At 47.3% G+C, this 10,068-nt stretch carries 7 protein-coding genes; all 7 read right to left on the bottom strand.

The window, feature by feature from the left end:
• Positions 1–109: 109 nt before the first annotated feature.
• The gene (locus ACYPWY_RS12735; RefSeq protein ID WP_459685913.1) at positions 110–520 is read right to left on the bottom strand and encodes a hypothetical protein; all 411 of its coding nucleotides are present in this window, start codon (positions 518–520) and stop codon (positions 110–112) included.
• Positions 521–538: 18 nt separating this feature from the next.
• Positions 539–841, bottom strand: a complete 303-nt coding sequence (locus tag ACYPWY_RS12730; protein ID WP_459685912.1) for an HU family DNA-binding protein — start codon at positions 839–841, stop codon at positions 539–541.
• 111 nt (positions 842–952) lie between these two features.
• On the bottom strand, positions 953–2,569 hold the full coding sequence (locus tag ACYPWY_RS12725) for a GLUG motif-containing protein (RefSeq protein ID WP_459685911.1): 1,617 nt from the start codon (positions 2,567–2,569) through the stop codon (positions 953–955).
• Positions 2,570–2,591: 22 nt separating this feature from the next.
• The gene (locus ACYPWY_RS12720) at positions 2,592–3,506 is read right to left on the bottom strand and encodes a BT_3044 domain-containing protein (RefSeq protein ID WP_459685910.1); all 915 of its coding nucleotides are present in this window, start codon (positions 3,504–3,506) and stop codon (positions 2,592–2,594) included.
• A 21-nt stretch (positions 3,507–3,527) separates the two neighbouring features.
• Entirely contained in the window at positions 3,528–5,525 is a 1,998-nt protein-coding gene (locus ACYPWY_RS12715; protein WP_459685909.1) for a RagB/SusD family nutrient uptake outer membrane protein, read from the bottom strand.
• A gap of 17 nt (positions 5,526–5,542) precedes the next feature.
• Positions 5,543–8,665: a SusC/RagA family TonB-linked outer membrane protein gene (locus tag ACYPWY_RS12710; RefSeq protein WP_459685908.1), complete on the bottom strand. Its 3,123-nt coding sequence runs from the start codon at positions 8,663–8,665 to the stop codon at positions 5,543–5,545.
• Between the two features lie 26 nt (positions 8,666–8,691).
• Positions 8,692–10,041: an IPT/TIG domain-containing protein gene (locus tag ACYPWY_RS12705; protein WP_459685907.1), complete on the bottom strand. Its 1,350-nt coding sequence runs from the start codon at positions 10,039–10,041 to the stop codon at positions 8,692–8,694.
• Positions 10,042–10,068 lie beyond the last annotated feature (27 nt).

The following is a 10,068-nucleotide window of genomic DNA, read 5'->3' as shown; positions in this document are numbered from 1 at the left end:
GCCAATTACAGGTTTATATAAAAACAATACGTCTGTATACAGGCTTTAAGTTGCTTATATACAGACATATTGTCTGTTTTATTGGTATTCGAAAAAGAATACATGAAAACTATTGCTGTGGCTCTGACTGGTCACTGTTATCAGCTTTTCCCCTTGGTTTTCTTTTTGTCTTGTCGGTTTGTCCTGTTGAGTTTTTCTTTTGCGACCACTGGTATTTCTTTTCCGCTCGCAGCATTTGTTTCTTCGTATAATACTTTCTTTCCTCTCCGCACATCCTGTCGTATTCCTGCAAGTTCAATGTGTTGAGATGTTCCATACGGATTTCAACATCGGATTGAACATGCCTGAAATAATATCCTCCCGAGGCTACATACTTGCCTGTACATGCAAACGATATGGCTTGCAAATTGCAGTAGCTCATCAGTTCCGCAGCGGAACGTAAGGAACGGGCTATTGCCACCAATATTTGCGACGAATTGAATATCAATACGTTTTTTGCGTCTTTGTATTTCTTTTCCATGGAGTAAAAAAACAGGAATTATGAATCCTTTGCAGGCTTGCGTTTTCCTTTCCCGATTAAAGACCTGTATTCCGGAGTTACATTAAACCGCACTACTTTCTTCGGCGGAACAACAATTGCTTCCCCGGTCCTCGGATTGTGAGAGTTCCGTTCCGGATAATCTTTTATCAGGAATGTTCCCAAGCCTCTTATGTAAACGTCTTCTCCCTCCAGGAAGGCTTCCGAAAGCGCCTGTATAAATGGGGTTACGCATTGCCGTATTTCCGATCGGGTAAGTCCGCTGATTGCCGAAGCATTTGCTATAAGTTCCTGTTTTGTCATATTTCCGATGTTTTTTTGTATGAATTACAAAGAGACCGTATCGCAGTCATTAAGCCCTTTTCAGGATAAAATTCAAGTTGTGCGATACGGTCTCCTTATCAATTTTCCGGTTTATTTCTTCATAAACTTGGCGACACTATTTCCTGCTTTCAAGATGTAGTATCCGCTTGCCAGCGAAGAAAGGTTCAGTGTTGTTTTGTCCGAATTTGCGGTATATGTACCCGACAGTCTTCCGGTTGAATCGTATATTTCTATGCTGTTAGGTGCTAATTCGTTACTGTATGTAACGGTAAGCGATTCTTCAACCAGGCCTGGATATAAGTTCAGCTTGCCTGTTCCTGCCTTGCTATTGATGTTAATGATGTTTGTTTCACCACTGACATAAACCGTTTTGACAGGATAGGACGGCATTTTTCCCACTTCATGGACGGTAACGATAATCGGCGTATTGTTTGCCAATCCTTGAATACCAATTGTTTTATTGCCTGCCGTTACCGAAGTTTCCGTTTTCAGGACAGTTCCATTTTCGGCTGTTACAACCACTTTTTCGGTATTATTGCGTAATTCGTAGACAATACCGTTTGCTTGCGGCGTTGTTTCCACAGCTATGGGTGCGCTTTGAATTTGCAGGTAGGGATAGCTTTTCCCCTCCCAAATGTTCCATGTCTTGCCGTTGTTTGCAATGGCGTCAATGTCCCATGCATTTCCCGACCAGTTCCCTGAAGTATTAAACGTGGAAATCACACGGAAATCGCCGGCTTCCTTGTCTCCTCCATTGTTGTCGGTAATGCTTCCCGTAACAGTTGCGCTATTCACAAGCATTGCCGCCAACGCATAATTGCTGCTTAGAATAAGTCCGGTTGCGCCGTTATTGACTCCCAATATTCGGTTTGCGGCGGCGGCATTTGTTGATACAATCGACGGGTTAATGGCCGCATTGTTTTGTATCGTCCAAGCTGCATCCCTGACGGTTCCTACTACGCCGCCAACGCCATTGGAAGCGCTACCTGTGCCGCTAACGGCTCCTGTGCTGTAGCTATAAGTTATTGAACCGCCGTTGCGGGCATATCCGGCTACGCCGCCCACATGATTTTTCCCAACTACGTTGCCTGTACTGTAACTGTTCGTTATGGAAGCGCCGTTGCGATGATAGCCGATTAGACCGCCCTGTGTATCGTCTCCGCTTACATTTACGGCTGCATAGCAGTTGCTTACGATTGCGTATGATTCCCCGATAAGACCGCCATTATTGCCGGCGCCGGAAACATTTCCACTCACATAACAATTGCGCACTACTGATCCGGCTGCTGCATTTCCGATTATACCGCCTTTTCGGGCTCCTGTACCCGATATGTTCACATTGACAAGAAACAGGTTTTCAACAGTCGCTTCCGAAATATAACCGAATAAACCTACATCGGTCGTTCCGGAAGCTGTTACATTGGAAATTGTGTGATAATCCCCATGGAAGACACCCTTAAATGCATTGCTGCCGCCACCTATTGGTATCCAGTTACTCACCCCGCTTAAATCAATATCCGCGATAAGAGAAAAGTGAGCGCCGGAATAATTTGTTCCGTCGTTTACATTAGTAGCAAGTGTTGCCAATTCCGTGGCATTGCTAATGATAAACGGCTCCGAATCCGAACCTTCGCCGCTGAATTGCGCTTTTGCATAATGTCCCGATAACAGGATAAGCGCCATTAAAAACAATATTGACTTTCTCATGATTGTATTCTAAAATTTAACATTATTCTTTTATTTCCATTCTCAGTTCTTCTTTCATCTGATAGGTCGTATTCCCTGTCTTGTAACTGTAACGCAACAGGAAAGTATTATACTTCCTGTAACCGTCGTCTTCGATTTTAAAGACGTTAGGAAAATCGGGGTCGCCGTCTATCTGCTGTACGGTAATGTCCTTGTAGGGCGTAATCAGCACCTTGTTGTCGTCCGTTACTTCCAGAACAATTGCCGACTTGTTGAATGCGGTAACGCTTGACTGGAATGCTTCCGTACCCGCCATAATCCGCACCCTGTTTTTACTGATTGGGTGCATGGACTTGACTCCCGGAACTTCCACGCCGTCCTTATTCCCCCGCATGGAGTAATTCGTATAACCGCTTGTCAACTGGCTTGCATATCTGTTTTTAATCAATACGCGGTATAATACGTCGCTTTTTTTGGGGTTCAACTCGTATGCCGACAATTCGCCGACTTTGAGTGAGATAAAGTAGATGGAGTCGGGCGACAATCCTTCCGCCCTGACCCTGATTTTCATCCGCCCGTTCCTTTCGCCTGTGGGGACAGTAATGGTATAATCATCAATGTCGTATTTATCCTTCGGCAGCAGATTGGCGTAAATGCTTTCATCCGCGTCGAAATTTCCCCGGTTATAGTTGTTAAACGCCGCGGAATCCTCTACCAGCATCAGTTTAACCTCTTTGTCCGTCGGGGTCGTTCCGCCGACGGAAACGGCGACGTATCCAATCGTTTCATCGCCTGTCAGTTCATGCGTTTCCTCAAAGATATTGTACCCGTCCGTACTGATCAGCGCCAATACTTTCTTATACAATTCCTGTTCAAAAATTGCATCCTCATTGCAAGAGTTCAAACTGAAAAGTAAACTTGCGATTACCAGTATATTTACTATATGTTTCTTTTTCATATCATCATTTTTTGTTAGTGATTATTCCCAGCCGGGATTTTGATCGAACGAAGGCAGCCTGCGGACTTCGGCACGAGGGACAGGCAGGAAGAGTAATTTTTTATCGACAATTCTTCCGCGTATCTGTGACGTACTCGGTATTACCTTTTGGTAATAGGAGCTTTTGGTACCGTCCACATTCATTCCCATAACAGGTTCTCTTTCTGTTTCCTCGTAAATACCCCAGCGGCGGACGTCGTAATACCGGCGGTTCTCGAACAGGAACTCCACCATACGCTCGCGCTCAATTTGCTTTTGGATTTCAGATTGAGACTCGTTGCCGGTAATACCGGGGAGTCCTGCGCGGTAACGCACCTGATTGAAGGCTTTTCTGATTTCCTCCGCATTGCGCGAGTAGTTTATTCCATTTATTTCGTAACTGCTCGTCAGGTTATTGAGGGCTTCGGCATACGAAAGCAATATTTCGGCATAGCGGATAATCGGATAGGTTTTGTCTACCCGTCGGTTACCCTGTCCAAGCCATGCATCCATTGGATGGACGAACTTTTTAATGACATATCCCGTTGCCGGATAGTTCATCGGGTCACTCGACGCAGTACGTCCATTACCCGGATCATCGAAATAGTAGCAGATGGTCTGTCCGAAAGTTCCCATTTCGGTGGAAGAACTGCAAGACCAGTAACATTCGCTGAAGCCAACAGAGGCGTAAAAGCGCATTTCCCGGTTGGCGTACATATTGGATACGCCGGAATTAAGGCGATAACCTGAAAATGTTTTGATGGCGGAAGTAAAGCCCGATTCATTATACGGGTAACCAACACTGGAGTTATCTGTTGTCCGCCCATCTGCCATCAGGTAAGCATCCACTACTTTTTGCGTTACGCAAATCCGGTTATAGCCGCTCAAAGAGTTGGGAAAATAATAACGGGTTAAATCCCTCAAGTGAGCGGATTTTTTAGCCCAGACATATTCCGGCACAATCGAAGATACGGCTTCCCCTGTAAATATCTCGGAATACGACCGGAAAGGGTCTATTCCTCCGGCGCCGTCCGGATAGTTTTGATAATAACCGGGGTCTGAAGTAATGCCTGTGGGCAATGCCGGCGTATTATCGTCGGAAGGAACCGTATAGAGGCTATACAAGGGGTTCCCTGCATATTCCAAATCCATTACCCGCTTGGCTGCTGCTGCGGCTACCGCCCAGCGTCTTTCGTCCGGGGCTTGCGATACATAATGCCTGCCATCCGATTTGCGTGTCCATTGGCTGAAATAACGGTGCGCCGCCTGACCACCGTTGAACAACGGGCTGGTGTGTATCAGGCGCAGGCGAGCGACAAGGCCATAAGCGGCTCCCTGTGTAGGCCGTCCCAAATCCATATTCGATACGGTCAAAGGCATCAATTGGGCGGCTTTTTCAAATTCCCCACAAACATATTCGACTGCCTCGTCGTAGGTACTGCGCTCGCGGTCGTAATATACTATATCCTCATTGGTGTTTATGACTTCGTCGCCCAAGAGGATGGGACATCCATAATCCACGATAATGTTGTAGTAGGCATACGCCCGAATAAAGCGAGTATAACCTTCGATATAAAACCGGTCGGTATAAGACATGTCGGGGACTTCATCCATGCGAGTCAGAATCAGGTTGCACTTGCGAATAATCTTGTAGTATTTACCCCATTGGTTGAAATCTTTCAACCGGTCAGGATTAATGAATCCGCAAGCGAAATCCAAGCCGTAATAAACATTGTTTTCCACACGGAAATTATTAAATCCCTCGTCCGTGGCAAGCGGTCCGGGCGTGTAGTTATAGCGGATGGTCGCCGCCTCGTCCGGGAACATGTCTGCCGCGCCCCACATATACGCTTCGATGTAGCGCTTGGAAGAAAATACGGAGTCTATCTTGAACTCATCGTCGAAATAGCTGTCGATATCCAGGTAATCCGAGCAAGAAGACGCGGATACGACAAGTATGACGAACAGGCTTTTTATGATATTCCTTGTTATATTTTTCATATTCATATAAATAATTTTTACAGATTGATATATAATTGCAGTGTATAAGTGGACGGTATCGGATAGACACGACCGTTGTACTGTACCTGTTCCGGATCGAATACCTTGATTTTGTCCCATACATACAGATTGTTGCCTACCAGTTGGATGTCAACGGACGAAATGCCCGCCTTCCTCAGCCAGCCGGTCTTGAGGTTGTAGTTGAGGGTTACCTCCTGCAAACGCAGGTAACGTGCATCGTCCTGCCAAAAGGAGGATAGCTGCGAGTTATTGTTGTTCATGCCATACTGCAAGCGTGGGAAACGGGCATTTGGATTTTCAGCTAAAGCGGGGTCTATACCGTTTGCTAAAGCATAGTCCATTGGTATCCACCGGTTTTTGGGGTCGTTTGCCATGACCAGCACATTACCGGAAGGACCGTTATAGAACGGGACGTACCCCATGCCGTTATTGTATTTATCCCCACCCTGCTTGACCGACTGTCCCACATGGAAAAAATCCGTTTTTCCGGTTCCCTTGAACAGTACGCCTACGGTGAAGTTCCTGTACTTGAACTCACCGCCTGCGCCGTACATCAACAGGGGATAAGTACTGTACGACAGTGGTACTTTGTCTAATTCGTCAATCTTCCCGTCGCCGTTCACATCCTTGTACTTGATGTCGCCCGGCATGACGGCGCCGAATGTCTGGATAGGGCTATACTTGATATCGTCCTCATCCTTGAACAGTCCGATAGACTGATAGCCGCGGATAACGCTGTTGGGGAAGCCCGCATACTCCAGGTACGGATATTCCATATACGCCTGCTCCCAGTTCTGTATTTTGTTCTTGGAATAGGTGAAGTTCCCACGAACGGTAAAGCTCATATTATCGTTCAGCTTCTGGGTATAGCTGACGTTTCCGTCGGCACCGTAGCTTTTCATCTTTCCCACATTACCGTAAGGCATGGTAATCACGCCGACGTAATCGGGCACCTGAACCCGCTGCTGAAAAATTCCGTTGCGCTGGTCGTTGAAGAAGTCCACGACAAACGCGAGTTTATCGCCAAAGAGCCGTCCTTCGATTCCGACATCCGCTTTCAAGGCTCTTTCCCATTCCAGATTGTCCGCCCCGACGGTTACCTCGTTAATTGTTTCGGCGGAAGATCCTTCCCAAACATGCGTTGAGCCGACATTTACCTTGGTCAGATAAGGGAAACGCTTGGAACTGATCCTGTCGTTTCCGACTGTACCGTAGGAGGCCCTGATTTTAAAGAAGTCGAGCCACGGCAGTAATTTGTTCACACTCTCATAACCGGTTGGTATCCATCCTGCGGCGATAGAGGGGAAGAATCCGTACTGCTTGCCGGGCTGAAAGTTTTCCGAGCCGGTGTAGCCGAAATTGGCGTCTATCATGTAGGTGTCGCGAAAACTGTATGTGAAGCGGCTGGAAACGCCCTGGTAGCGGATGGGTATGGCTTCCATACTGTTTGTTGCATCGCCGGTATCCTTTTCATCGCTGACATAATAATATACCAGACCGGATACACGGTGGTCCGTCCCGAACAGCTTGTCATAGTTGAGCGTACTTTCCAGATGGTATTTCCGGTATTGTTCTGTGGATTTGGAATAGGTTGCCTTCTGCGCTTTTACGGTTTCCAGCATGACCAGTTCGCCGTTTGCATTCCGTCCCAAAGCTTGATAAAGGGCGGGCTGCACAAAACGTCTTTCCTTGAAATAGCTGTTGAGGTCGTATGCCCCCTGCAATTTGAATTTCAAACCGTCCAGCAGCATGGATAAGTTCTGATTGAGCGCCAGGGTCATTTTCCCCTTGTATTTCTGGGTGGAATGGGTTCCCGTGCGATTGATAAGCACGTATGGCGACGATAAATCATTAGACCCAAGGGCGGGAAGCGCTCCATTGGAATAAACGGTGGGAAATGACAGCGGGTTGATTTGCGACTGCGCTTCCCAGATATAGTCGGTATTCGCCATACCCGGTTCGTCCAGAACGGATAAATACCCGTCCGAACCAAAATAAACGCTGGTCGATTTAGTTAGGTTGATGTCCAGGTTTGTCCGGTAATTGTAGGTATTGTAACCGACATTGGAACTGTATGCGCTTTTCTTGTCCTGCTTGTAGGCAGCCGTTTCGGAACTTGTTCCCAAACTTAAGAAATACCTTGCTACCTCGCCGCCACCTCGTGCGCTGACATAATAGGTTTGCTTGAATGAATTCCTGTTCAGTATTTCATCCTGCCAGTTTACATTGGGAAACATGTCGGGATCCAGACCGTCGCGGATAATATCCAGTTCCGTATTGGTATACAGCGGTGCATCGCCGCGCACCACACGCGCTTCATTGGCTAATCTGGCATAATCATACGCTCCCAGGTATTCCGGCACCCGGGTCAGATGCGACAGGGTAAAATTGGTGCGGGCGGTAATCTGTAATTTGCCCGATTCCCCTTTTTTCGTGGTAATCAGCACAACGCCGTTGGCGCCGCGAACCCCGTACACAGCCGTTGCCGAAGCGTCTTTCAATACGCTGAAGCTTTCGATATCGGCAGGGTCGATGGAGTTAATGTCGCCTTCCAAGCCGTCTATCAGGACTAATGCGCCGCTACTGGCGCCAAATGTACCGATACCACGCACCCAGAACTCGGCGATATTCTTGCCCGGCTCGCCGCTGGTCTGCATGGAAATCACCCCGGCTACTTTTCCTCCGAGCAGGTTGGCTACGGATACGGTAGGAACCTGTAATTCCTTTGTACTTAACGTTGTTACGGCGGCTACCGAACTGATTTTACGCTGGCTGCCCATACCTACCACAACTACTTCTTCCATTTCCTGCGTAGATGGCTTTAACCGAATATCCAAATCTTTTTTTTCTTCCGTTACCAGATACTCTGCGTTATCATAGCCCATGAAAGAAAACACCAGCATGTCGCCGCGTGAAGCCTTGATGCTGAATTTTCCGTCTATATCGGTGGCTGTACCGACCCCTACACGGTCTTTCAGATAAACAGCCGCGCCGGGCAAGGCTTCTCCCTTTTCGTCATAAACGGTTCCTGCCATGGTAAATACTTCCTTTTGCTGTGCCATGAGCGAAATGTTTACGGTCAGCAAAAGCGCCAAAATATATAATATCTTTCTTTTCATATATGATTTTTTAAGTTTTAATGATATTACTCAATTTTTAATTTGCGGATGCGGCAATTGTTATAGTCCGAGATATAGACTGTTCCATCCAAACCGACTGCCACGCCCCGAGGCGTATTGAACAGGGCGTCTTCCTTGCCTCCATCCTGCATACCGGATGTACCGGGTATCCCGACTACGGTTTCCACCATGTCGTCGGGGGTAATCCTGCGGATGCAGTGATTGCCGGCGTCGGCGACATAGAGATAGCCTTCAGGGTCGAAGTACAATTGCCAGGGGGTATTGAACTGCGCCGTTTCCAATGCCCCGTCCCTGTGTCCTGCTGCGGTGGAAGGGGCGTTGATTCGTTTAAAGGCATCCGGCGCCTGTGGGTCTCTGATATCCAGTGTGCAGATACCGTGTGCATTGGCCTGTGCATTGCCTTGAAAAGAAAAGTAGAGCAACCATGGCTTCAGCGGATGGAACGCCAGCCCGTAGCCGCTACCGTAAAGAGTGGTGTATATAATTTCCGATTCGTAGGTTTTAGGGTTGATTTTGACCACTTGGCCGTATTGGTAGCGAGTATAAAGGCAACCGTCGTAAGGGCAGTATGCCATTGCATATTTGTACGGTGTGGTCATCTGGCCTGCTTCTTCCGGCTTCAATTTCATGGTGCGCATTCTTGGCGCCCAAGCCTCCCGCGGGTCAAAAGTGTAGTAAACCTCCTTGCTGCCATCATGGGGAACGGTAACAATGCCTGTTGCAAAATCAGCGCAAAGGGCGTTCGGAATAAAAGATTGGGCATCTTGTTTGCCGGTGTTCATAATCATGGGAGTAACCGAGTTTTGCGCTTCGCTGACTTTTACCACACCCCAGAACTCGTTATCCCTGACAGAGGCGAAAATATTGTTTTCGGCGTCCACACAGATATATCTTGCCTGGAATGTCGCTTCAGCCAGCGTACCGCCTTTGTATGGCTTCTGACCGTTACCTGTAATGGTTGTAACTAAGGCTGATGAATAATATGCAAAAGTCCGGTCGTAAGTTACCGAATCCTTGCCGATTACCACCGACACATTACATATATTGCCCGGCAAGCGGGGAACAAGGACATACATCCGGTTGCCGGTTGAACCAACGACCGCAGCCTGCTTCCTGTTGAAATAGACTTTGATTTTGGATACGTCGGAACCAAAGTTTTCTCCGTCCAGAAGCACTTTTTCCGTTACCCTCCCTGATTGGGGATAGAATGAGGTTAATACTACCGGCTTGTCGGGATTGTATTCCGCCGGCCTGCTGCTTTCCTTGTCGTCGCAACAGATAAAAATACCTGTACACAATGCTATTAAAAATGTTTTTCGCACAGCATACCCAAATAAACAAATCGTTTTTTGCATAAATACTCAGATTTAATTATTATTTTA

It is taken from the genome of Viscerimonas tarda, from assembly GCF_054601255.1.
The sequence above is the reverse complement of the archived record's forward strand: the minus strand, read 5'-3'. Positions and strand labels throughout refer to the sequence as shown.

Bases quoted from the DNA above. Each gene is read 5' to 3' on its own strand.
- ACYPWY_RS12735 (WP_459685913.1), bottom strand. From the start codon at position 520: ATGGAAAAGAAATACAAAGACGCAAAAAACGTATTGATATTCAATTCG.
- ACYPWY_RS12730 (WP_459685912.1), bottom strand. From the start codon at position 841: ATGACAAAACAGGAACTTATAGCAAATGCTTCGGCAATCAGCGGACTT.
- ACYPWY_RS12725 (WP_459685911.1), bottom strand. From the start codon at position 2,569: ATGAGAAAGTCAATATTGTTTTTAATGGCGCTTATCCTGTTATCGGGA.
- ACYPWY_RS12720 (WP_459685910.1), bottom strand. From the start codon at position 3,506: ATGAAAAAGAAACATATAGTAAATATACTGGTAATCGCAAGTTTACTT.
- ACYPWY_RS12715 (WP_459685909.1), bottom strand. From the start codon at position 5,525: ATGAAAAATATAACAAGGAATATCATAAAAAGCCTGTTCGTCATACTT.
- ACYPWY_RS12710 (WP_459685908.1), bottom strand. From the start codon at position 8,665: ATGAAAAGAAAGATATTATATATTTTGGCGCTTTTGCTGACCGTAAAC.
- ACYPWY_RS12705 (WP_459685907.1), bottom strand. From the start codon at position 10,041: ATGCAAAAAACGATTTGTTTATTTGGGTATGCTGTGCGAAAAACATTT.